At 70.7% G+C, this 23,269-nt stretch carries 18 protein-coding genes and 2 pseudogenes; 13 read left to right on the forward strand and 7 right to left on the reverse strand.

Annotation, left to right across the window (positions count from 1 at the left end; all coding sequences use genetic code 11):
• Window positions 1–32: 32 nt before the first annotated feature.
• Window positions 33–740: an RDD family protein gene (locus ABGB10_RS18400; protein WP_347662064.1), complete on the reverse strand. Its 708-nt coding sequence runs from the start codon at window positions 738–740 to the stop codon at window positions 33–35.
• Window positions 741–751: 11 nt separating this feature from the next.
• Window positions 752–1,957 carry a 4-hydroxyphenylpyruvate dioxygenase gene (gene hppD, locus ABGB10_RS18405; RefSeq protein WP_347662065.1) on the reverse strand — a complete coding sequence of 402 codons (1,206 nt, stop codon included), beginning with the start codon at window positions 1,955–1,957 and terminating at the stop codon, window positions 752–754.
• Between the two features lie 139 nt (window positions 1,958–2,096).
• On the opposite strand from hppD, the gene ABGB10_RS18410 reads away from it, so the two are divergent.
• The 5 genes from ABGB10_RS18410 to ABGB10_RS18430 all read left to right on the forward strand — a co-directional run bounded on the left by ABGB10_RS18410 (window position 2,097) and on the right by ABGB10_RS18430 (window position 10,592).
• Window positions 2,097–2,600 carry an Lrp/AsnC family transcriptional regulator gene (locus ABGB10_RS18410; RefSeq protein WP_210817712.1) on the forward strand — a complete coding sequence of 168 codons (504 nt, stop codon included), beginning with the start codon at window positions 2,097–2,099 and terminating at the stop codon, window positions 2,598–2,600.
• A gap of 79 nt (window positions 2,601–2,679) precedes the next feature.
• Window positions 2,680–4,116, forward strand: coding sequence for a PQQ-binding-like beta-propeller repeat protein (locus ABGB10_RS18415; RefSeq protein ID WP_347662066.1), 1,437 nt, complete (start codon window positions 2,680–2,682; stop codon window positions 4,114–4,116).
• A gap of 125 nt (window positions 4,117–4,241) precedes the next feature.
• Window positions 4,242–5,909 (forward strand): fumarate hydratase, encoded by a 1,668-nt coding sequence (locus tag ABGB10_RS18420; protein WP_347662067.1) that lies wholly within the window; start codon window positions 4,242–4,244, stop codon window positions 5,907–5,909.
• Between the two features lie 259 nt (window positions 5,910–6,168).
• Complete coding sequence (locus ABGB10_RS18425; RefSeq protein ID WP_347662068.1) at window positions 6,169–9,147, forward strand: BTAD domain-containing putative transcriptional regulator; 2,979 nt, start codon at window positions 6,169–6,171, stop codon at window positions 9,145–9,147.
• 35 nt (window positions 9,148–9,182) lie between these two features.
• Complete coding sequence (locus tag ABGB10_RS18430; RefSeq protein ID WP_347662069.1) at window positions 9,183–10,592, forward strand: class II fumarate hydratase; 1,410 nt, start codon at window positions 9,183–9,185, stop codon at window positions 10,590–10,592.
• 17 nt (window positions 10,593–10,609) lie between these two features.
• Here ABGB10_RS18430 and ABGB10_RS18435 read toward each other — a convergent pair whose 3' ends face one another.
• On the reverse strand, window positions 10,610–10,900 hold the full coding sequence (locus ABGB10_RS18435) for a hypothetical protein (RefSeq protein WP_347662070.1): 291 nt from the start codon (window positions 10,898–10,900) through the stop codon (window positions 10,610–10,612).
• A 568-nt stretch (window positions 10,901–11,468) separates the two neighbouring features.
• On the opposite strand from ABGB10_RS18435, the gene ABGB10_RS18440 reads away from it, so the two are divergent.
• A complete protein-coding gene (locus tag ABGB10_RS18440) occupies window positions 11,469–12,281 on the forward strand; it encodes a helix-turn-helix transcriptional regulator (protein WP_347662071.1) in 813 nt (270 codons plus the stop codon).
• Window positions 12,272–12,454 carry a DUF397 domain-containing protein gene (locus ABGB10_RS18445; protein ID WP_347662072.1) on the forward strand — a complete coding sequence of 61 codons (183 nt, stop codon included), beginning with the start codon at window positions 12,272–12,274 and terminating at the stop codon, window positions 12,452–12,454. Before ABGB10_RS18440 ends, ABGB10_RS18445 begins: the two co-directional genes overlap by 10 nt.
• 352 nt (window positions 12,455–12,806) lie before the next feature.
• On the opposite strand, the gene ABGB10_RS18450 is transcribed toward ABGB10_RS18445, so the two are convergent.
• Window positions 12,807–13,352 (reverse strand): CGNR zinc finger domain-containing protein, encoded by a 546-nt coding sequence (locus ABGB10_RS18450; RefSeq protein ID WP_347662073.1) that lies wholly within the window; start codon window positions 13,350–13,352, stop codon window positions 12,807–12,809.
• An 85-nt stretch (window positions 13,353–13,437) separates the two neighbouring features.
• Here ABGB10_RS18450 and ABGB10_RS18455 point away from each other — a divergent pair, with 85 nt between their 5' ends.
• The 3 genes and pseudogenes from ABGB10_RS18455 to ABGB10_RS18465 all read left to right on the forward strand — a co-directional run bounded on the left by ABGB10_RS18455 (window position 13,438) and on the right by ABGB10_RS18465 (window position 17,089).
• On the forward strand, window positions 13,438–14,403 hold the full coding sequence (locus ABGB10_RS18455; protein ID WP_347662074.1) for a DMT family transporter: 966 nt from the start codon (window positions 13,438–13,440) through the stop codon (window positions 14,401–14,403).
• Between the two features lie 75 nt (window positions 14,404–14,478).
• Window positions 14,479–15,141, forward strand: a pseudogene (locus tag ABGB10_RS18460) (HAD family hydrolase); the annotation flags it as partial.
• Window positions 15,142–15,397: 256 nt separating this feature from the next.
• Window positions 15,398–17,089, forward strand: a complete 1,692-nt coding sequence (locus ABGB10_RS18465) for a S8 family serine peptidase (protein WP_347662075.1) — start codon at window positions 15,398–15,400, stop codon at window positions 17,087–17,089.
• A 190-nt stretch (window positions 17,090–17,279) separates the two neighbouring features.
• Here the strand turns inward: ABGB10_RS18465 and ABGB10_RS18470 are convergent, their stop codons facing one another.
• Window positions 17,280–17,576 (reverse strand): DUF559 domain-containing protein, encoded by a 297-nt coding sequence (locus tag ABGB10_RS18470; RefSeq protein ID WP_347662076.1) that lies wholly within the window; start codon window positions 17,574–17,576, stop codon window positions 17,280–17,282.
• Window positions 17,577–17,939: 363 nt separating this feature from the next.
• Between ABGB10_RS18470 and ABGB10_RS18475 the strand changes: the two genes are divergently transcribed.
• Window positions 17,940–18,179, forward strand: coding sequence for a hypothetical protein (locus tag ABGB10_RS18475; RefSeq protein ID WP_347662077.1), 240 nt, complete (start codon window positions 17,940–17,942; stop codon window positions 18,177–18,179).
• Between the two features lie 343 nt (window positions 18,180–18,522).
• Here ABGB10_RS18475 and ABGB10_RS18480 read toward each other — a convergent pair.
• Window positions 18,523–19,155, reverse strand: a pseudogene (locus tag ABGB10_RS18480) (helix-turn-helix domain-containing protein); the annotation flags it as partial.
• Window positions 19,156–19,476: 321 nt separating this feature from the next.
• Here ABGB10_RS18480 and cysS point away from each other — a divergent pair.
• Window positions 19,477–20,892: a cysteine--tRNA ligase gene (cysS, locus tag ABGB10_RS18485; protein ID WP_347662078.1), complete on the forward strand. Its 1,416-nt coding sequence runs from the start codon at window positions 19,477–19,479 to the stop codon at window positions 20,890–20,892.
• The gene (rlmB, locus tag ABGB10_RS18490) at window positions 20,892–22,022 is read left to right on the forward strand and encodes a 23S rRNA (guanosine(2251)-2'-O)-methyltransferase RlmB (RefSeq protein WP_347662079.1); all 1,131 of its coding nucleotides are present in this window, start codon (window positions 20,892–20,894) and stop codon (window positions 22,020–22,022) included. The genes cysS and rlmB overlap by 1 nt, the downstream gene beginning before the upstream one ends.
• A gap of 137 nt (window positions 22,023–22,159) precedes the next feature.
• Here the strand turns inward: rlmB and ugpC are convergent, their stop codons facing one another.
• Window positions 22,160–23,251 (reverse strand): sn-glycerol-3-phosphate ABC transporter ATP-binding protein UgpC, encoded by a 1,092-nt coding sequence (gene ugpC, locus ABGB10_RS18495; protein ID WP_347662080.1) that lies wholly within the window; start codon window positions 23,249–23,251, stop codon window positions 22,160–22,162.
• Between the last annotated feature and the right edge of the window lie 18 nt (window positions 23,252–23,269).

Genomic DNA, 23,269 nt, shown 5'->3' on the forward strand with positions numbered 1-23,269 from the left:
CGCTCCGCTTCGCTGCCTGCTGGTTCGCTCGCTCACGTGGACACCTTAACGACGATGGTTGCGGCGAACTTGTCGTGGAGGCACTGCTGCCACGGCTTGTCCCAGAGCTGCCAGAACCCGTCGGCGTAGCTGCACCCCGGGACCAGCGAGCCGGCCAGGTACTGCACCAGCCACCGCCGGCCGGCCATCCGCCGGTCCAGCGTGCGGGTCGGGTCGAGCGGCACCACGCGCAGCTTCATGACCTTCTTGCCGAGCGTCTGACCGCCGCGCTTGAGGTACTCCACGTGGTAGAGCCAGTAGAGCCCGAGCATCAGCACGAGCACCGCGAGCTGGAGCAGCAGGATCGGCAGGAAGAACTCGAAGAAGAAGGTGCCCGGATCGGGCTCCACCAGGGTGCCGTCCGGGTTGATCTGGTTCAGCTCGGCGAACATCCGCCACCAGAGGACGAAGAAGACCGGCATGAACAGCACCAACAGGACGGCACTCGACAACGCCGTGTCGATCAGCCAGGCCAGCAACCGGTCGGCGAAGCTGGCCAGCGGCTGACCGCTCGGACTCAGCGGCGGAGGTGGCGGGCCGGGTGGCCCGGCGTACCACTGCGGTGGGGCGTACCCGGGCGGGGCGTACTGCGGCGGCGCGGCGTACCCCTGGGGGTGTGGTCCGGGCGGCGGCACGAAGCCGCCGGCGGCGGGCTGAGGCCCACCGGCCGGCGGCGTCGGGTACGACGGAGGCTGCGTCACGCTCGCAAGTGTTACAGGTTGCCGCGGGCTTCCTGCTCGCGCTCGATCGCCTGGAAGAGCGCCTTGAAGTTGCCCTTGCCGAAGCCCAGCGAACCGTGCCGCTCGATCAGCTCGAAGAAGACCGTGGGGCGGTCCTGCACCGGCTTGGTGAAGATCTGGAGCAGGTAGCCGTCCTCGTCCCGGTCGACCAGGATCTTGCGGGCCTTCAGCTCCTCGATCGGCACGCGGACCTTGCCGATGCGCTCGCGCAGCTCCGGGTCGTCGTAGTACGAGTCCGGGGTGTCCAGGAACTCCAGACCGGCGGCGCGCATCGCGTCGACGCTGGCCAGGATGTCGTTGGTGGCGACGGCGATGTGCTGGGCGCCGGGGCCCTGGTAGAACTCCAGGTACTCGTCGATCTGCGACTTCTTGCGGGCGATCGCCGGCTCGTTGAGCGGGAACTTCACCTTGCGGGTGCCGTTCGCCACGACCTTGCTCATCAGCGCCGAGTAGTCGGTGGCGATGTCGTCGCCGACGAACTCCGCCATGTTGGAGAAGCCCATCACCCGCTTGTAGAACTCGACCCACTCGTCCATCCGGCCCAGCTCCACGTTGCCGACGACGTGGTCGACGGCCTGGAAGAAGCGCTTCGGTTGGATGCCGGCGGCGATCATCGGCTGGCGGTCCACGATCGGGCCACGGGCCACGAAGCCGGGCAGGAACGGGCCGGTGTAGCGGGACCTGTCGACCAGGGTGTGCCGGGTGTCGCCGTACGCGGCGATGGCGGCCATCCGGACCGTGCCGTGCTCGTCGGTCACCTCGTGCGGCTCGACGACGCTGGTGGCGCCCTGCGCGATGGCGTGCGCGTACGCGGCGTCCACGTCCGGGACCTCCAGCGCGATGTCGCTGATCCCGTCGCTGTGCCGGGCCACGTGGTCGGCGCCCTCGGCGTCCGGGCGCACCGCGCCGGTCAGCACGAAGCGAGCCGAACCGCTGGTCAGCACGTACTGGGCATGGTCCCGGTAGCCCTGCTCGGGGCCGCGGTACGCCACGCACGTCATGCCGAACGCGGTGGAGTAGTAGTGGGCGGCCTGCTTGGCGTTGCCGACCAGGAAGTGCACGTGGTCGAGACCCCGGACTGGGAACGGGTCGCGGCTGATGTCGTGGTCGACAGCGCCGACGAGCCGGTCGACGTCGACGTCCTCGGTCGACTGGGGTCGGTCGATCGCCTGGGTCATGGTGGGCTCCCTCGCGTACCGGCCGGCCTCGTGGGCCGCCGTTGTCGGTTCTTGTGGCGAGGATCGCTGGCCCGGCACCGGGTGGGCAACTGTCGACAGAAGTGCTGGTCAGGTTGCGCATTCGGTATGGTCTTCACCCATGAATGGTGAGCAGAATGTACAGCTCGACGCGCTCGACGTGCGCTTGATCGAACTGCTCGCCGAGGAGCCGCGGATCGGGGTGTTGGAGTGTTCCCGGCGGCTCGGGGTGGCCCGGGGCACCGTGCAGGCCCGGCTGGACAAGCTGGTGGAGCGGCGGGTCATCGAGGGCTTCGGCCCCGAGATCGCACCGGCCGCGATCGGGTTCGGGGTGACCAGCTTCGTCACCCTCGAAATCAGCCAGCGGCACGGCCACGACCCGGTCACCGCCCACCTCGCCGCCATCCCCGAGGTGCTGGAGGCGCACACCATCACCGGCTCCAGCGACCTGCTCTGCCGGATCGTGGCCCGCTCCAACACCGACCTGCAACGGGTCATCGACCAGATCGTGTCGTCCGCTGGCATCACCCGCGCGTCGACGATCATCGCGTTGGCCGAGCAGATCCCCTATCGCACGCTGCCGCTGGTTCGCAGCGCCGTTCGGGCCGAGGGAAGGGCGCTCTAACACCTGCGAGCCCAGAAAGCGCGGCGACACGGCGGCGCGGGCGTACGGAAGATCCGCGATCGTGGCTACGGTGTGCGGTGTGGCGAAGGGGAGCGTGCGCGGTGGGCTGCTGCTCGGCCTCGCCGTGGTCGTCGCCCTCGCCGCGACCGGCGTGTGGAACCCCTTCCCGGGCCTGTGGGAGTGGGTGGACCGCAGCGAACCCATCTCCGAGCCCGACGTGGTGTGGCAGCAACGGGTCGGCGGCACTCCGCGCAGCGTGACCATCGCCGGCGACGCCGTCGTGGTCGAGCAGCGCACCCGGGTCGAGGCCCGCAGCCTGGCCACCGGCGCGCAGCTCTGGGAACGCAAGGCGGACTGGTCGGCGGTCGCCGGCGGTGACCGGGACTCGGTCGTCGCCGTGGGAAAACTGCTGGTCAAGGGGTACGAGCTGCTCGACCCGACCACCGGGGCGACCCGGCGACGCGACGACGACGCGGTGGCCGTGTGGACGTACCGCAACCTGCTCCTCGACGCCAGGTGCACCGATGCCACCGACTGCACCCTGAGCGCGTGGGACCCGCGCGGCACCGCACCCCTCTGGACGGCCTTCCTGCCCGGGGTGCACAGCGGCCTGCTCGCCGACAACCCGGGCCTGCGCGGCACCCGCCGGCTCACCGCCACCCGGATCGACGACGGGGTGACCGGGGCGGAGGCCGCGCCGCCGCTGCTCGGCTTCCCGGTGGACGGACGGGTGCACGTGGTCGACACCGCCACCGGCCGCGTGTTGCAGAACGTCGAGCCCGGCCGGGACGAGCGGCTGTCCGTGGTGGGCGGCCGGATGCTGCGGATCGCGGCCCGATCCCAGGACGGCGCCTGCTACTTCGCCATCTCCGCCCGCGACCCGGCGACCGGGCAGGAGGCCTGGCAGCGGGCCGGGGTCAACCTGCGTACCGCCGACTCCGCCGGCTGCGTACAGCGGGAGGACCCGCAGGGCGCGCGGAACGTGCTGATCGGCGTGGGCCCGGACGGCCGCGAGGCGGTCATCGACGGGTACGACGGACGGCTGCTCTGGGTCGGCGAGGCGGGCACCAAGTTGATCGCCGTGGACGACCGTCAGGCGGTGTTCCGGGCTGCCGACAAGCGTTCGGTGGTCGCCCGTGAGCTGGGCACCGACAAGGTGCTCTGGACCCGCCCCGCCAGTGGCAAGGCCGGTGCCGCGCTCACCCCGTACGCGGCGGTGGTCGCCGACGAGAAGCCGTCCCGGCTGGTCGCGGTGGACCCACGCAGCGGCCGGGAGTTGGCCGCCCTGCGCACCTCGGCCAACGCCCTCGCGGTCGGGTCGCAGGGCATGATCGTCGGTGAGGGCCGGGAGATCGGGTACGTCCGGTTCGGCGCGGCCGGGGGCTCGCCCGCCCGCCCACCCGGCGACGGTGGGAATCCCAGACCGGGTGGTACCGCCCCCGGCGGGCAGAACAACGGCGACTGCGGGCCGAAGGGCGAACTCTGCCCCGGCCCGGGCGGCGGTAAGGACGGCTGAGCAGGCACCTCGCCGGCTGATCGGGCCGGCGGCGGAGCGTGTCGGGCCCGGCGGATGAGAGCGGCGTCCCAGGACGCGCCCGGCGGGTGGGAGTGATCGACCGGTCTGCCCTAGGCTTGCCGCTCATGAGCAGTGCCGCCGCATTCTCGTACGCCCCTCTGCTGCCGACCGGCCCGGATCAGACGGACTATCGCCTGGTCACCGACGAGGGTGTGGACGTCGTACACGGCCCGGGAGGCCGCCGGTTCCTGACCGTGGAGCCGGCCGCGCTCACCGCGCTGACCGCCGAGGCGATGCACGACATCGCGCACTTCCTGCGCCCCGCGCACCTGGCCCAGCTCCGGGCGATCATCGACGACCCGGCCGCCTCGCCGAACGACCGGTTCGTCGCGTTGGACCTGCTGCGCAACGCCAACATCGCCGCCGGCGGGGTGTTGCCGATGTGCCAGGACACCGGCACCGCGATCGTGATGGGCAAGCGTGGCCGGCACGTGCTGACCGACGGGGCCGACGCCGAGGCCATCTCCCGGGGCGTGTACCAGGCGTACACCAAGCTCAACCTGCGCTACTCGCAGCTCGCCCCGCTGACCATGTGGGACGAGCGGAACACCGGCAGCAACCTGCCGGCCCAGGTGGAGCTGTACGCCGAGGACCCGGACGGGCATCCGGACGCGTACAAGTTCCTGTTCATGGCCAAGGGCGGTGGATCGGCCAACAAGTCGTACCTCTACCAGGAGACCAAGGCGCTGCTCAACCCGACGCGGATGATGCAGTTCCTGGAGGAGAAGCTGCGGCTGATCGGCACGGCCGCCTGCCCGCCGTACCACCTGGCCATCGTCATCGGCGGCACCTCCGCCGAGTACGCGCTGAAGACCGCGAAGTACGCCAGCGCCAAGTATCTTGACGCGCTGCCCACCTCCGGCTCGATGAGCGCGCACGGCTTCCGTGACCTGGAGCTGGAGGCGGAGGTGCTGGAGCTGACCCGCAACTTCGGCATCGGCGCGCAGTTCGGCGGCCGGTACTTCTGCCACGACGTGCGGGTGGTCCGGTTGCCCCGGCACGGGGCGTCCTGCCCGGTGGCGATCGCCGTCTCCTGTTCGGCGGACCGGCAGGCGGTCGCCAAGATCACCCCGTCGGGCGTGTGGCTGGAGCGGCTCGAAACCGACCCGGCGCGTTTCCTGCCCGACGTCACCGACGACTCGCTCGACGCCGAGACGGTCGTGCGGGTCGATCTCAACCGACCGATGGACGAGATCCGCGCCGAACTGTCCAAGCACCCGGTGAAGACCCGGCTGTCGCTGTCCGGCCCGCTCGTGGTGGCCCGGGACATCGCACACGCCAAGATCGCAGAGCGGTTGGACGCCGGCGAGCCGATGCCGCAGTACCTGCGCGACCACGCGGTCTACTACGCCGGCCCGGCGAAGACCCCCGAGGGGTACGCTTCCGGCTCCTTCGGCCCGACCACCGCCGGCCGGATGGACGCCTACGTGGAGAAGTTCCAGGCCGCCGGTGGCTCCCAGGTGATGCTGGCCAAGGGCAACCGCTCCGGTCAGGTGACCCGCTCCTGCCAGCAGCACGGCGGTTTCTACCTCGGCTCGATCGGCGGCCCCGCCGCCCGCCTCGCCCAGGACTGCATCAAGCACGTCCAGGTCCTCGAATACGCGGAGCTGGGCATGGAGGCGGTCTGGAAGATCGAGGTGGAGGACTTCCCCGCCTTCATCGTGGTCGACGACAAGGGCAACGACTTCTTCGCCGAGGTCACCAAGCCGGTGCTCACCGTCGGCCGCCGCTGACCGACGCGTACGCGAAGGGGTGCCGGGCGAACTCGCTCGGCACCCCTTCTGTCGTCCGTGCTCTGCCGACATCGGTACGCCCGCCCCACCGGGGTGGGACGGGCGCACCGCCCCCGTCGGATGTCGTCACCGACAACCGCAGCGAGTCTTGTGCGCACCGCTGTCGATCCGCTCTCAGATCACTATCGCCTGGCTGCGTCGATCTGTGACCGTCGGACTACTCTGCTGGGAAGTCGCGGCAGGGATGCGGGGGGAGCAGATGCGGTTCGGGATCCTGGGGCCCCTGCGGGTCGGCGGTGGCGAGTCCACTGTCACCGCGGGACGCGACCGGATCGTGCTCGCCATGCTGCTGTTGCGGGCCGGCCGGCTCGTACCGGTCGACGAACTTGTCGACGCGGTGTGGGAGGAGCGGCCCCCGGCCACCGCCCGAGCCCAGTTGCAGACCTGCGTGTCGCGGTTGCGTCGCCGGTTCGCCGAGCTCGGGCTGGTGCCGGAGACCATCGTCACCGACCCGGCCGGGTACGGCATCCGGATCGCACCCACCGACCTGGACGCCCAGGTCTTCACCCGGGGTGTGGAGGCGGCCCGTACCGCCGCCGCGGCCGGTCGCCTGCTCGACGCGCGTACGGAATACCGGGCCGCTCTGGCCCTGTGGCGAGGGCCGGCGCTCGGCGGCATCCCGAGCAGCAGCGTCCGCCGCCGCGCCCAGACACTCGACGAGCAGCGCCTCACCGCGCTGGAGGAGTGCGTCGACGTCGAGTTGCGCCTCGGGCAGGCCACGGAGCTGATCGACGAACTCGCCGAGAGCGTCGATCAGCACCCGCTACGGGAGCGACTGCGCGGTCAATTGATGCTCGCGCTCTCCTCGGTCGGTCGGCAGGCTGACGCGCTCGCGGCCTACCGGCAGGGCCGGCGGTTCTACGCCGACGAGCTGGGCATCGAACCGGGCGCCGACCTGCAGGAGTTGCACCAGCGGGTGCTCGCCGGTGACCTGGCACTGACCGGCCGGGAAACCCGGGCGGTCACGCCGGTCCGCTCACTGCCCAGGGCGATCGGCGACTTCACCGGCCGGCAACAAACCCTCGCCCGCCTGATCAAGGAGGTGGAGGCCGGCGCGCGGATCCAGCTGATCGACGGCATGGCCGGCAGTGGGAAGACGACCCTGGCGGTGCACATCGCCACGGCCCTCGCCAGCGACTACCCCGACGCCCAGCTCTACATCGACCTGCACGGGCACAGCGAGCGCACCCCGTTGACGCCGGCCGCGGCGGTGGCCACGCTGCTACGGCAGCTCGGTGTGCCCGCCGAGAGGGTGCCGACAACCCAGGACGACCGGTTGGCGCTCTGGCGTAGCGAGCTGGCGGGCCGGCGGGCCCTGCTGCTGTTGGACAACGCGGCGACCGCCGACCAGGTGATCCCGCTGCTGCCCAACGGCTCGCAGTGCCTGGTCCTGATCACCAGCCGTCGTCGACTGGTCGGGGTGGACGAGGGACGGCCGTCGTCGCTGCCCGTGCTCGACACCGACGAGGCGGTCGAGCTGTTGGGGCGGGTGGTCGGTGTGGACCGGGTGGCGGTGGAGCCGGAGGCCGCCGCCGAGGTGGTCCGACGCTGTGGCCACCTGCCTCTCGCCATTCGGCTGGCCGGTGCCCGGCTGGCGCACCGACCCCGTTGGCGCATCGCCGACCTGGCCGAGCGCCTGGTCTCCCGCCGCGATCCGTTGGCCGAGTTCGAAGCGGGCGACCGGTCCGTCGGTCGGGCCTTCGCCCTGTCGTACGCCCAGGTGTCGCCGGTGTCGCAGCGCGCGTTCCGGCTGCTGGGCCTGCACCCGGGGGTACGGTTCGACAACTCGGTCGCCGCCGTACTTGCCGAGCTGCCCCTACCCGAGGCCCAGGACCTGCTGGACGAGTTGGTCGACGCGCACCTGGTGGAGGAGGCGGAGCCGGGCCGGTACCGGTTGCACGACCTGGTCCGGGAGTACGCGCGGACGCTGGTGGCCGAGCCGGAGCGGGCGGTCGAGCGGCGGGGTGGCATCGAGCGTCTGCTCGATCACCACCTGCACGTCGCCACGGCGATCGCCCGCAAGAGGGAGCTGTCCTCGGCCCATTCGCTGATCGTGGTGACGGCGCCGATCCGTGCCGACCTGGTCACGATCGTCGCCGAGCAGGGGCGTGCCTGGCTGGACGAGAACCTCGCCATCTGGACCGCCCTGGTCCGATTGGCGGAGACCGAGGGGTTCCTCCGCTACTGCTGGCAGTTGGCGAGGGCCTGCTGGTACGCACAGTTCGAGGACGGTCGCCTGGACGAGTTGATCGAGACGCACTCCGCCGGGCTGCGCGCCGCCGAGAAGCTGGGTGACGACAGAGCGGTGGCGACGATGCTCAACTATCTCGCCTCGGCCTACTACCGGCTGGGGGAATTTCCGGAGTCGATCCAGTTGATGGAGAGGGCGCTCGACATCTTCCGCCGGCTCGGTCTGCGCCACGAGTTCCGCAACACTCTGGGCAATCTGGGCACCTCGTACGCCGTCAACTACCAGTTCCGCCGGGCCAGGGAGTGCTACGAAGCCGCCCGTGCGCTGGCGACGCGGATGCGCGACAAGTCCGCGCTCGCCAACGAACTCAACAACCTGACGATGACCCTGCTGCTGTGGGGCCGACCCGACGAGGCGCTGCGCACCGCCCGGCGGCACCTGGGCATCGCCCGCGAGGTCGGCGACCTGCGGCGGATCGGCAACGCGCTCGGGCACCTCGGGATGATCCGACACCGGATGGGCGACGTGGGGCCGGCCCGCCGGCTGCTGAGGGTGGCCCTGCGCGTCAAGCGACAGGTGGGTGCCCGGTTCGGTGAGGGCGAGGTGTTGAACGAGATCGGGATGATGGAACGGGAGGCCGGCCGCCCGGAACGCGCTGCCGACCTGCACCGGGCGGCGCTCGTCGCGATGACCGAGGTGGGGGACCGCCCTGCCCAATGCGGCTCGCGCAGCCTGCTGGCCCGAGCAATCCTGGACCACGGGGACGCGACCAGCGCGCTCGACCTGTACCGCCGGGTCCTGGCCGACACCAACCGGCTGAGTATGCGCTACGAGAGGGCCCGGGCGTTGGAGGGCATCGCGCGCTGCCTGGCTCCCACCGATCCGGCCGCGGCGCGTGAGCACGCGACCCGGGCGCTGTCCCTGTACCGGCAGATCGAGTCGCCGGACCAGCGCGAGGCGGAACGGCTGCTGGCCGAGTTGGGCTGACGGATCATCTGCGAGTCGGCCACCGGCGCGGCAGGATGGTACGCGTGACGACTCCAGAAGCGACCGGTTACCGCATCGAACGCGACTCGATGGGCGAGGTGGAGGTGCCCGCCGAGGCGCTGTGGCGGGCGCAGACCCAGCGTGCGGTGCAGAACTTCCCGATCTCCGGCCGCGGCATCGAGCCGGCCCAGATCAAGGCGCTCGCGCAGATCAAGGGCGCGGCGGCCGAGGTCAACGGCGAGCTGGGCGTGATCGACGCGAACGTGGCCGCCGCGATCGCCGCCGCCGCCGCGCACGTCGCCGACGGTGGCTACGACGACCAGTTCCCGGTCGACGTGTTCCAGACCGGCTCGGGGACGTCGTCGAACATGAACACCAACGAGGTGATCGCCACCCTGGCCAGCCGTGAGCTGGGCTCGCCGGTGCACCCGAACGACCACGTCAACGCCTCCCAGTCCAGCAACGACGTCTTCCCGTCCTCGATCCACCTGGCCGCCACCCAGTTCATCGTGGAGGACCTGCTGCCGTCGCTGAGCCACCTCGCCGCCGCGTTGGAGGCCAAGGCGGCGGAGTTCGAGACGGTGGTCAAGGCCGGCCGTACCCACCTGATGGACGCCACGCCGGTCACCCTGGGCCAGGAGTTCGGTGGGTACGCCGCCCAGGTCCGCTACGGCGTCGAACGGCTGGAGGGCTCGCTGCCCCGACTGGCCGAGCTGCCGCTCGGCGGCACCGCCGTGGGCACCGGGATCAACACCCCGCTCGGCTTCGCCGCCGCGGTGATCGACAAGCTGCGCGAGTCGACCGGGTTGCCGCTGTCCGAGGCGCGCAACCACTTCGAGGCGCAGGGCGCGCGGGACGCGCTGGTGGAGACCTCGGGGCAGCTACGCACCCTGGCCATCGGCCTCTACAAGATCGCCAACGACATCCGCTGGATGGGCTCCGGCCCCCGCGCCGGCCTCCGTGAGCTGCGCATCCCCGACCTCCAGCCCGGCTCGTCGATCATGCCGGGCAAGGTCAACCCGGTCGTCGCGGAGGCGATGCGGCAGGTCTGCGCCCAGGTGATCGGCAACGACGCGACCGTCGGGTTCGCCGGCTCGCAGGGCGACTTCGAGCTGAACGTCATGCTCCCGGTGATGGGCCGCAACCTGCTGGAGTCGATCCGGCTGCTGTCCGCGGTGAGCCGACTGTTCGCCGACCGGCTGGTGGTCAACCTGGTCGCGGACGCCGAGGTCTGCCTGGCGTACGCCGAGGGCTCACCGTCGATCGTCACCCCACTCAACCGCTACCTGGGATACGACGAGGCGGCGTCGATCGCCAAGGAGGCGCTGGCCAAGCAGACCTCGATCCGCGAGGTGGTGATCTCCCGGGGGCACGTCGACTCGGGCAAGCTCACCGAGACCCAGTTGGACGAGACACTGGACCTGCTCCGGATGACCCACCCCTGACCTCCGGTCTGCCCGGCTCACCGGGTGTCGCGTGGTCTGGCCCAGCCGAGGAAGCGGGTGAAGAGCGCCGCGGGGTCCGGGCCGTCGTGTGGGTTGAGCCGGTACAGGTCGCCGGCCGCCTCGTGTAGGACCGAGCACAGGTAGACGCTCAACGCGACCCGGTCGTGCGCGTACTCCTGGAAGAGGGTCAACCGGGCCACCGGGCACGGCCAGGGTGAGGCGCAGACCCGGCAGAGCCAGAGCGGACGCAGCGGTAGGTGCTGTCGGCGTGGCGCCGTCGCGCGGTCGTCCGGGGCGGTCCGGGACATGGGGCGGCCTTCCTATCGAGCTGAATCGTTTGTGGCATCACCCCCGCTCGGGCTGCGCCGGTCCGGGTTGCCTCGCTCGGGTTGCCTTGCTCGGGTTGCCCCGCGCCGTGCTGCGCCGGGCCCGTGCTGCGCTGCGCCGGGCCGGGCCGGGCCAAGATCGTGCTCGATCCTGGATGTAGTGGTCTCCGCCCGTCGGGATCCCACTACTTCCACGATCGAGCACGATCTTGTGTGGTCGGTCAGGGTGGCCGGGGATGCCGGGGATGCCGGGGATGCCGTGGGCGCACGCTTTGGAGCTGAATCGTTTGTGGCATCAGTCCCGTGTCCGGCGGGTGGGCTATGGGCGGGCTGTCTGGGGGTGGGACCGCCCGGCACGGGGGAGCGGGCGGTCCCGTGCGACGCCGCCGGGCCCGGGGGACGGGGAGCGGCGTCGCGCTTCACAGTCTGGTGATCAGGCGACTACGGTCGGAAGGGTTCGGCCGAGCTGTCGTGGCTGCTCTGTTCTCGGGGTGCGCAGCCTCTGTTGGTCGGCTGGAGTTCATCGTCGGCACGGTGGAGGGCGGCTGGCATGGCCGATGGACAGATGACGGCGGCGACGTTCCTGGTGACGGAGCTGCGCCGGGCCCGGGTCCGGCGGGGCTGGAGTCAGGACGAGCTGGCCAAGGCGGTCAATTACTCGGCGTCGATGGTCAGTGCCGTCGAGCTGGGCCAACAGCCACCCACGGTGAAGTACCTGGAACTGGTCGACCGGGCCCTGGACACCGGCGGCCTGTTCGGCCGGATGTCCACTGAACTGGTGAGCCTGGACAAAGCCCAGGTCTGGCTGCGTGGCTGGCGCGCGATCCTGGCGGAGGCGCGGGCGCTGCGATGGTTCGATCCGCTGCACGTCCCCGGGCTGCTGCAAACCGAAGGCTATGCCCGCGCCGTCTTCGAGTCGGACCGACTGCTCGATGCCGACGAGGTGGAGCGTCGGCTGACCGACCGGATGGACAGCCAGCGGGTTCTCTACGGCGATCGACCGCCGCACCTGGTCGCCGTCTTGGACGAGTCGGTGCTGAGGCGTCGTGTCGGCGGTCGGAAGGTGATGTGTGAGCAGGCCCTGCACCTGGCGCGCTTGGCTACCGAGCATCCACGGGTCCAGCTGCACGTCGTGCCGCGATCTGCGGAGGAGTACCCCGGCCTGAACGGGCCCTTCATCCTCGCCACGGTGGCTGATCACAGTGACCTCGCCTACCTCGGTGGCCAGATCGGCGGCCAGGAGCTTGATCAGCCTGCGGACCTGTTGCGCCTACAGTGGACATGGGAAGCGACTCTCGGACAGGCGTTGCCTCCGCAGGAGTCGATCGAGTTGCTGAGGGAGGTGGCGGAGACGTGGGGTTGACCGAAGCTCGCTGGCGCAAGAGCAGCAGGAGTGGTTCCAACGACCAGTGTGTCGAGGTGGCTACGAACCTCGGGGACGTGGTCGGGGTGCGAGACAGCAAGGACCCGGACGGGCCCGTGCTCGTGGTCGACGCGTACTCCTGGCGGCTCTTCGTGGTCGCGCCCCCGCGCTGACGCGACCGCCTCGCGCGCGGCGGCGGTCGGGTTTGCCGCGCAACGTCACCGAAACTGCTGCCTCGAAGTGGCCGTAGGCGGCAGTTTCGCCGATGCTGCGCGGATCATGCGGCCGGTGGCAGGCCCCGGTAAAGGGCTCACCGGTGGGGTGGCCACCGAGGGGTCGCGGGCGCTGGTCCGGTACGCCCTCGACACCGTCGGGTCCGTCGGATCTGGGCCGAGACGATGGCGGTCAACGAACGTTCCCGGCGGGTGATGGTGAAGGGGGGCTGCGCCATGTGCGCACCTTCCACCTGCAATGGGACGACCCGATTCCGGGCACCGAGCACGGCGAGGTGGAGTACGAGGTGGTTCAGGAGCGGCCGGCGGCTCGGCGGGCGCGGTAGGCGGTCACGGCGGCGCGGTTGCCGCAACCGGCCTCGCAGAACCGCCGCGACCGGTTGCGGGACAGGTCGACGACGACGTTGTCGCAGTCCGGGTACTCACAGATGCGCAACCGGCTCAGCTCGCGCGCACGGACCAGGTCGGCCATCGCCATCGCCGCCTCCACCGCGATCCGCGTCGGCAGCGGGGCGTCGCGGGGAACGGCGTGCAGGTGGTACGGCTCGTCGTCGTGCTCGATGAGCTGGGGCAACGCCTTGTGTTCCAGCAGCAGACCGTTGACCAGCGCGACGATCTCGGGCGGCTCGGCGTGCCAGATGCGGCGTAGTTGGGGTCGCAGGTCCCGCACGGCGCGCAGTTCGGCGTCGGTGTGCTCGTGCCGCCCGCTGTAGGAGTGGCGGACGAAGAACGCATCCAGCGCGGCGACGTCGGGCAACAGCTCGCCGTCCCGACCTGCGGTGTTGACCAGCGCGGCGGTGGCGATCAGCGAACATTCGGTGTCATGAGCAAATAGCATCTTGACTCCTGTCATGGCGGACGCCTAGCGTCATCAGCACAAGAATAGTTTGCTCATGACACGGTGCCGTACCGAGGAGCGCGACATGCACTCACGACCTGCTGCCGGCGCCGCGTTGGCGCTGCTCTCCGCAGTCACCTTCGCGACCTCCGGCACCTTCGCACGGTCACTCATCGAGGCCGGCTGGTCGGCCGAGTCGGCGGTGATCGCCCGGGTCGGCGTGGCCGCCCTGGTGCTGGCGATCCCCGCCCTGTTGTCACTGCGGGGCAGGTGGCCCGTGCTGCGGAGCAACGCCACGGCGATCGCGATGTTCGGTCTCCTCGGGGTGGCCCTGGCCCAGGTCTGCTTCTTCAACGCCGTGCGCTACCTGCCGGTCGGTGTCGCGCTGCTGCTCGAATACCTGGGCATCATCCTCGTCGTGGGCTGGATGTGGCTTCGGCACGGGCAGCGCCCCCGACGGCTCACCGTGGCCGGCTCGGTGGCTGCCCTGGTCGGGCTGGCGTTCGTCCTCGACCTCGCCGGCACCGCAGACTTCCACCCGGTGGGCGTGCTCTGGGGTCTGGGCGCGGCATTCGGCCTTGCCGGCTACTTCGTGCTCGCCGGTCGGGTCGACCCCCGACTGCCCTCCGTCGCCATGGCCAGTGGCGGAATGGCCGTCGGCGCCGCCGTGCTGCTCCTCGTCGGGCTGACCGGTCTGCTGCCGCTGCACGCCACCTTCGGCGACGTCACCTTCGCCGGACAGACCACCAGCTGGTTGCTGCCCATCGCCGGGCTGTCGCTGGTGGCCGCCGTCATCGCGTACCTGGCCGGGATCGCCGGCACGCGCATCCTCGGCCCCCGGCTGTCGTCGTTCGTCGGGCTGACCGAGGTGCTCTTCGCGGTGCTGATCGCCTGGCTCTTCCTGAACGAACTGCCCACCGGCTGGCAGCTGTTCGGCGGCGCGATGATCGTCGCCGGGGTCGCGCTGGTACGCCTCGACGAGCTGCGCGGGTCGCCGGCGGACTCCAGGCCGGTCGCTCCCGAACCGGAGCTGGTGCTCGGCGGTCGGTGAGTGTGCTCGGTGCCCTTGATCGCTCGTGCTGGTGCTGGTGGTCGGTGGTCGGTGGTCGGTGAGACAGTGGGCAGCGTGCTGACCACCGTGGTGTTCGACGCCGATGAAACCCTGCTGGATCTGCGGCCGGCGGTGACCGGCGGGCTGGTGGCCGTCCTCGACGAGATGCGGCGCCTCACCCCGGCGGCGGGCGAGGTGACGCTCGCTGCACTGGAGTCGGACTGGGGTGCGGTCTTCGCTGAGTTGAAGGCCGCGCCGGTGACGGAGATCCGCCGGGCCGCGCTGGCCCGGTCGCTGGCCCGCGCCGGACTGGGCGACCACCTGGACGAGGCGGCGGCCCTCTTCTTCACCCGCCGGTTCGCGCTCACCCGACCGTTCCCGGACGTGCCACCGGCGCTGGCCACGCTGCGCGAGCGGTACACCCTGGGCTTCGCCACCAACGGCAACAGCCGCACCGAACGCTGCGGGCTCGCCGGTGAGTTCGCCTTCGAGGTGTACGCGCACGAGGACGGCCTGCCCAAGAAGCCGGCCCCGGAGTTCTTCGCAGCGGTGGTCGCGGCGGCCGGGGTGCCAGCCGAGCAGATCGTGTACGTCGGAGACTCGTGGGAACACGACGTGGTGGCACCCCAGCGGGCCGGCCTGCGGTCGGTGTGGTTGAACCGGCAAGGGCTGCCTCGCCCCGTCGGGTGCACGCCCGACGCCGAAGTGTCCAGCATGGCCGAACTGCCGATCGCGCTCGCTCATCTGCATCTCGGTGCGGGTGGTGTCGGTGCTGACGAGGGCGGTGTCGGCGGTGTCGGCGTCGTTGTGGGCGCTGGTGTGGGTGGCGCTGGTCTGGGCGGTGTCGGTGTGGATGGCGTTGGTGTGGACGGCGCCGGCGTCGAACTGCGTGGATGAAGGAGAGATTCACCGCCATAACGGGCGTTCATCTGGCGTAAACCCGAACGGTGCTGTCTGATGGCTGCCACGTCCCTCAACGAGAGGATCTGATGTGGTGAGCAAGCGCTTCACCGTCGGCACGGTCGCAACCGCGGCAGTGCTGGCACTTACGGCTTCGGGGCTGGGCGCACCGGCCAGCGCCGCGCCGAGTAACGCCCGCACCTTCACCGTCGTCGCCGAGGACGGCGTCGCCGCCGACACTGCGGTCGCCGCGATCCGGGCAGCCGGCGGCACGGTGGTGTCGCGGTCCGACGAGGTCGGCATGTTCCAGGTCACCAGTGACCGCGCCGACTTCGCGGTCAGGGCGAACGCCGCCCCGACGCTGCTCGGTGCCGCCGAGCAGAAGGCCATCGGCCGCAAGCCGAAGCTGGACCGCGTCGAGCAGGAGCACCTGACGGCAGCCTCCGGCGCTGCTGCCGCTGGTGCCGCGGCTCGGAAGGGCACCAAGCTCGACCCGCTCGACGACAAGCTCTGGGGTCTGGAGATGCTCCGGGCCGACCAGGCTCGCAAGATCGAGCCGGGCGACCGTCGGGTGACCGTCGGCGTGCTCGACACCGGCGTCGACGCCAGCAACCCGGACATCGCGCCGAACTTCAACTGGGCGCTGTCGCGCAACTTCGCGCCCGACCTGACCGACGTGGACGGCCCCTGCGAGGTGCCGAGCTGCCTCGACCCGGTGGGCACCGACGACGGTGGGCACGGAACCCACGTGGCCGGCACCATCGGGGCCGCCGCCAACGGGTTCGGCCTCTCCGGTGTCGCCCCGAACGTCTCGCTCGTCGAACTCAAGGGTGGCCAGGACTCCGGCTACTTCTTCCTCGAGCCGGTGGTCAACGCCCTCCTGCACGCCGGCCGGTCCGGTATCGACGTGGTCAACATGTCGTTCTACGTCGACCCGTGGCTCTACAACTGCACCGCCAACCCCGCCGACTCGCCCGAGGACCAGGCCGAGCAGCGGGCCATCATCAAGGCGATGAAGCGGGCGCTGGTCTTCGCGCACAACAAGGGCGTCACCCTCGTCGGTGCGCTCGGCAACAACAACGAGGACCTGGGCGCACCCCGGACCGACGTCACGAGCCCGGACTACGGTGCCGACCCGTACCCCCGGCCGATCGACAACGAGAGCTGCTGGGACCTCCCCACCGAGGGCCCGCACGTGATCGGCGTGTCGTCGGTGGGGCCGTCCGGCAAGAAGTCGGACTTCTCCAACTACGGCACCGAGCAGATCTCGGTCGCCGCTCCCGGTGGTTGGTTCCGGGACGGCTTCGGCACCGACACGTTCCGTACCGACGCCAACATGATCCTCTCCTCGTACCCGAAGCGCGTGCTTCAGGAGGAGGGCTCGGTCGACGCCGACGGCAACATCGTCGCCGGCTTCGAGGAGTCGGTCTTCAAGCAGTGCAAGGCCAATGGTGAGTGCGGCTACTACACCTACCTCCAGGGCACCTCGATGGCGTCCCCGCACGCCGCCGGCGTCGCCGCGCTGATCGTCAGCCGGTACGGCAAGGCGCAGGGTCGGTCCGGCTTCGGCATGTCCCCGGACCTGGTCGAGCAGCACCTCTATCGCACGGCCGCCGAGCACGCCTGCCCGGAGCCGCGGTTGCAGCAGTACCGCAACGAGGGCCGCGACGAGACCTACGACGCCTACTGCGCCGGTGGAGTCAACTTCAACGGCTTCTACGGCTACGGGATCGTCGACGCCTACGCGGCGGTGAAGACCCCGCTCAAGCCGAACGCCCGCCCGTAAGGCAACACCCAGCGGGCCCGGTCGACCACAGTCGACCGGGCCCTTTGCTGGCGTTCCGGGGCGTTGTCGGCGCGCTCTGGACTCTCGCTCCTACCCGGCCTTGATCCACTCCAGGTCGCCGATATGGCTGTGTCAGGGGTACGGGTTACGCCCACATCGGCGAGCTGGAGTGGATCAAGGCACGAGACGGTCAGCGGCGCCAGCCGCGGGATATCAGGGCCGAGCGAACCTCGTTGAGCACGGCTGGGAACTCCTTCTGGAGCCGTCGACTGGTCACGTGCAGCACCAACCAGCCCGCACCGACGAGGAGGTTGAGCCGTCGACGATCGCGGTGCAGTTGATCGGGGTCGGCGTGCCATCGGCCGTCGTACTCCACAGCCACCCGAAACTCGGGCCAGGCGAGGTCGGGATGGAGCACCAGACCGCCAGGCAGTCGGATCGGGTGCTGGGTGACCGGCCGAGGGAGCCCGCCCAGCAGCAGACGCACCCGTAGCTGCGACTCGGGTGGTGACTGCGCCCCGGGATCGGCGAGGCCGAAAATCCAGCATGCGCGTCGTCCGCCCGGCCGGTGGGCATTGGCGGTGGCGACAGCGTTCAGCGCAGCCCGGGTGGTCGAGCCGGACGCGAGCAATGAGTCGACAATTCCGACCGCCCGCAATGGGTCCAACCAGACCGCCGTCTCCCATGCCGCAGATGCCGGACTGGTTCGGCGAAGAGCGGCACCGCCCGGTGCGTCTGGGTTGGTCGGCGTGGGCGGCTGCGTGTCGGGCAGAGCCTGCATCGCCGTGGGTGACCGCTGACCGGCGGTTTTGGCGGGCGCCGGGATCCCGGCGGCCTCACCGTCGACCACGTGTACGTGAAGGCCACGTTGAGAATCAGCACGGGCGATCTTCGGGACCAGTACGTGCACGTCGTCGTCGAACCCGGCGGCGTGCTCGACGCCGTGCAGGTAGGCCGACGAAGGTCCGGCCATCATCGCCTGCGGCGGCAGCCGAAGAGCCGCGGCACGACAGGCCAGTTCATGGTTGCGTTCGAGGCGGGCGTCCGCATACACGTCATGGCGAAGTCGAACCCACGACGAGCCGCGTAGCTGATGTCTGGTGATCAGGCCCTGTTGGATCACCGCAGAGCCCCGAAAGACTTGCCAGGCGAGGGCGGAAGGCCGGTGGGGGTGCGGAGGCATGCGGCCAGCCTCTGACGCACGAGGTGATGGCGGATAGCCCTGTGGACAGCGCCGCATCGTCGCCCTGCAGGTGCCTGTGGACAATCGTCAAGAACCCGCTGGATGTGTTATACCGCGAGATCATCTCGATCTAGGCGAAGTGGCGCTATCGAACGGCAACGATGCCACCAGGTCGGCGATCTGGAGTTGGTCAAGCGTTTGCTAGGGGCGGCGAGAGATCAAGCGAGGGCGGGGGCGGCCGACAATAGGTTCAGCGGAGGGCGGCGGCGATGGCCGTGGCTGCGGCCAGTACCTCGGGGCCGATCGTGTCGATGTCCAGCGGGGCGAGGGCGACCACCCCGACGCTGGCCTCCAAGCCAGGTACGCCGAGCACCGGTGCGGCCACCCCGTACGCCCCGGCCTGCAACTCTCCGCTGCTGCTCACCGGCTCCGCCACCCCGGTTCGACCAGCCAGGATGGCCCGGCCGGCCGCCCCCCGGTCCAGCGGATGCCGTGCTCCGGCCCGGTACGCGACGTGGAACGACGTCCAGCTCGGCTCGACCACGGCCAGGGCAACGCCGTCGCCGGCCTCGACCACGGTCAGGTGCGCGGTCGCGCCGGCCTGCTCGGCGAGGCGTCGTAGCGCGGGCAGCGCGCCCTCGGCGAGCAGCGGCTGAGCGCGTCGGGCCAGGTGCAACAGCCCGGCGCCGAGGCGTAGTCGGCCGTCGCCGTCCCGGCGCAGCATGCCGTGCCCGATCAGTGGACTGACCAGCCGGTAGACGGCCGCCCGGCCGATGTTGAGTTGATGCGCGGCCTCGGTGACGGTCAGACCACCCGAGGCGTCGGCGACCAGATGCAGCAGCCGTAACCCTCGGTCGAGGGTCTGCGACGCCTCCCCGGGCCGCCCTGTGACTCCGCCGGGCCGCCCTGTGACTCCGTCGGGCCGCGCTGCGACAGCGCCGGTCCGTCCCGCGACTCCGTCGGGCCGCGCTGCGACAGCGCCGGTCCGTCCCGCGACTCCGTCGGGCCGCGCTGCGACAGCGCCGGTCCGTCCCGCGAGGCCGTCGGCCTGCTCTGCGACGGCGTCGGTCTGGTTCAGGAGGCCGGCGGCCGGGGCGCTGGGGTCGGCCGGAGTCTCACCGGAGCGTGCGGTCGCATCCACGCCTGGCAGCGTACGACCCGGCACCGGCGGACCCGGACAGGCACGGACAGCTACCCTTGTACGGTGACGCTACGCCTGTATGACACCGCCACCCGATCGGTGCGGGACTTCGTCCCGCGGGAAGCCGGCAAGGTGGGGGTCTACCTGTGTGGTCTCACTCTGCAGGCCCCGCCTCACATCGGCCACCTTCGCTCCGGCGTCAACTATGACGTGCTGCGTCGCTGGCTGCTGGCCGCCGGCTACGAGGTCACCTTCATCCGCAATCTGACCGACATCGACGACAAGATCCTGGTCAAGGCCGGCGAGCAGGGTCGTCCGTTCTGGTCGATCGCGTACGCGAACGAGCTGCTGCTCGCCGAGTCGTACCGGTCGTTGAACGTGTTGCCGCCCACCTACGAGCCGCGCGCCACCGGGCACATCCCGGAGATGCACGAGCTGATCACGAAGCTGATCGCCGACGGGCACGCGTACCCGGCCACCGACGGTTCCGGCGATGTCTACTTCGACGTGGCGTCCTGGCCGGCGTACGGGTCGCTGTCGGGCCAGTCGCCGGACGCGATGCAGTCGGCCGGGGACGCGCCGGACCGGGGCAAGCGGGATCCGCGTGACTTCGCGCTCTGGAAGGGTGCCAAACCGGACGAGCCGGCGGACGCGTACTGGCCGTCGCCGTGGGGGTTGGGCCGTCCGGGTTGGCACATCGAGTGCTCGGCGATGTGCTGGCGGTATCTCGGCCCGGAGTTCGACATCCACGGCGGTGGGCTGGACCTGACGTTCCCGCACCACGAGAACGAGATCGCCCAGTCCCAGGCCGCCGGGCTGCCGTTCGCCCGCTACTGGGTGCACCACGGGCTGCTCAGCATCGGTGGGGCCAAGATGGGCAAGTCCGCCGGCAACGCGCTCGACCTGGCGTACGTGGACTCGCTCGGGGTGCGGCCGGTGGAGCTGCGTTACTACTACGCCGCCGCGCACTACCGCTCGGTGATCGACTACTCGGAGGATTCGCTGCGCGACGCGGCCACCGCGTACCGCCGGATCGAGGGGTTCGTGCAGCGGGCGGCCGAGCGGGTCGGTGCCGGGCAGCCCGGTGAGCTGCCGGCCGGGTTCGTCGCGGCGATGAACGACGACCTCAACACCTCCGCCGCGCTGGCCGTGCTGCAACAGCACCTCCGGGACGGCAACACCGCGCTGAGCGCCGGTGACGATGTGACCGTCCGCACCACCCTGGCCGTGGTACGGGCAATGCTGGATATCCTCGGGATCGACCCCCTCGACCCGGCCTGGACCGGTGGCGGCCGATCGGATGATCTTCGTGCCGTGGTGGACTCCCTGATCGCGCTGGCCCTGGAGCAGCGCGCGCAGGCCCGGGGCCGCAAGGACTGGACCGCCGCGGACGCGGTACGTGACCAGCTCAAGTTGGCCGGCGTGGTGGTCGAGGACACCCCCCAGGGCCCCCGTTGGACTATTGGAGAGCAGGACTGATGGCCGGCAACTCGCAGCGCCGTGGCCGGCGACTGACGTCGAAGGCAAGCGCCCCCAAGGGCTCCGGCGGCAAGAACAAGGACTCGTTGGCCGGGCGGGGCCGCACCCTTCCCGCCGACGAGCGGCCGTGGCACAAGGGTTACTCGGGCACCGAGAAGCTGCCGCAGCGCACCGCCTGGAAGCAGGACAAGGAGCGCCGCGCGGCGGCCGAGGAGGGGCGGGCCCCGAAGATCGGTCAGCCGGGCAGCAAGGACACCACCTGGGGCCGGGGCGGCGGTCGGGGCGTACCGGCCGGCCGGGGCGCGACCGGCGGTCGGGGCGGCAAGCCCACCGCGCGGTCCGGCCCCCGGGTCACGCCGGGGCGCAAGTCCAACCCCTCCAAGGACACCCCGGAGCTGCTGGTCGGGCGTAACCCGGTGCTGGAGGCGCTGCGCGCCCAGGTGCCGGCTACGGCGCTCTACACCGCCCAGGGCATCGACATGGACGACCGGATCAACGAGATCATCCGGACCGCCGCCGACCGGGGCATCGCCAACCTGGAGATCAGCCGGGCCGAGCTGGACCGGATGACCGGTGGGGTGCTGCACCAGGGTGTCGGGCTCCAGGTGCCGCCGTTCGCGTACCAGCCCTTCGAGGACATGGTCGCCGCTTCCCTGGAGCAGCAGGCCCCGCTGCTGGTCGCGCTGGACGGCGTCACCGACCCCCGCAACCTTGGTGCGGTGATCCGGTCGGCTGCCGCGTTCGGCGCGCAGGGTGTCTTCGTACCCGAGCGTCGTGCCGCCGGGATCACCGCGACCGCCTGGCGGACCAGTGCCGGCGCGGCCGCGCGGGTGCCCGTGGCGCAGGTGACCAACCTGACCCGGTCGCTGAAGGCGTGCCGCGACGCCGGCTTCATGGTCGTCGGCCTGGACGCCGACGGCGACACCGACCTCTACAACCTGGAGGCCGCGGTCGGACCGCTGGTGGTGGTGGTCGGCTCCGAGGGGCGCGGTCTTTCCCGCCTGGTCGGGGAGACCTGCGACCTGACCGTCAGCATCCCGATGATCTCCGAGGTCGAGTCGCTCAACGCCAGCGTGGCGGCGGCGGTCGCCCTGGCCGAGGTCGCCCGCCGGCGTTCCGTCGAGCTGTAGCGCACGACCATGAAGGCCCCCTCCCGCCGAGCGCGGGAGGGGGCTTTATCGCGCCAGACCAGGGTGAAGAGCCCATTCCGGTACGACGACAGGGGCGGCCCGCCGAAGCGGACCGCCCATGTCGGTAGTGCGTTACGTCAGATCCGGCTGCCGGTGGAGGCGTGGAAGACGTGGCTGCGACCGGCGGTCGGCTTGACGAACACGGTGTCACCCATGTTCGGCATGTTGCGCCGGTCGGTGCGGACGACGAAGCGCTCCGAGTTGCCACCCAGCGCGGCGTGACCGTAGACGTTGGCGTCCGAGCCGAGGTCCTCGACCAGCTCGACCACGACCGGCATGCCGCCCTCGGTCGGGCTGACCAGCTCGCAGTCCTCCGGGCGGAAGCCCACGGTGACCTTGCCGTCGCCACCCTCGGCGCGGGCCGCCTCGACCTGCTCCCGGGTCAGCGGGATGTACATCTCGGCGAACTCGGCGCCCTTCTCGTTCAGCGGAACGGTCTTGATGTTCATGGCGGGCGAGCCCATGAAGCCGGCGACGAACACGTTGGCCGGGGTGTCGTAGAGCGCCCGCGGGGTGTCCACCTGCTGCAGGACACCGTCGAGCAGCACCGCGACCCGGTGACCCATGGTCATGGCCTCGACCTGGTCGTGCGTGACGTAGACCGTGGTGACACCCAGCTTGGCCTGCAGGGACGCGATCTGGGTACGGGTCTGCACCCGCAGCTTGGCGTCGAGGTTCGACAGCGGCTCGTCCATGAGGAAGACCTGCGGCTCGCGGACGATCGCCCGGCCCATCGCGACACGCTGACGCTGACCACCGGAGAGCGCCTTCGGCTTACGGCCGAGGTACTCCTCCAACTGGAGCAGCGCGGCTGCCTCCTTGACCCGCCGGTCGATCTCCGACTTGGAGGTCTTGCGCAGCTTGAGGGCGAACGCCATGTTCTCGTAGACCGTCATGTGCGGGTAGAGCGCGTAGTTCTGGAAGACCATCGCGATGTCGCGGGCCTTCGGGGGAAGGTGGGTGACGTCACGCTGGTCGATGTAGATCGAGCCGGCGTCCACGTCCTCCAGGCCGGCGAGCATCCGCAGGCTGGTGGACTTGCCGCAACCGGAGGGGCCGACCAGGACGAGGAACTCGCCGTCGCCGATCTCCAGGTCCAGCTCGTTGACGGCGGGACGCTCTTGTCCCGGGTAGACCCGGGATGCCTTGGAATAGGTGACCGTAGCCATGGTGAAGCGCTTCCTTTC

It is taken from the genome of Micromonospora sp. B9E7 (assembly GCF_039871815.1).
Classification (GTDB): domain Bacteria; phylum Actinomycetota; class Actinomycetes; order Mycobacteriales; family Micromonosporaceae; genus Micromonospora.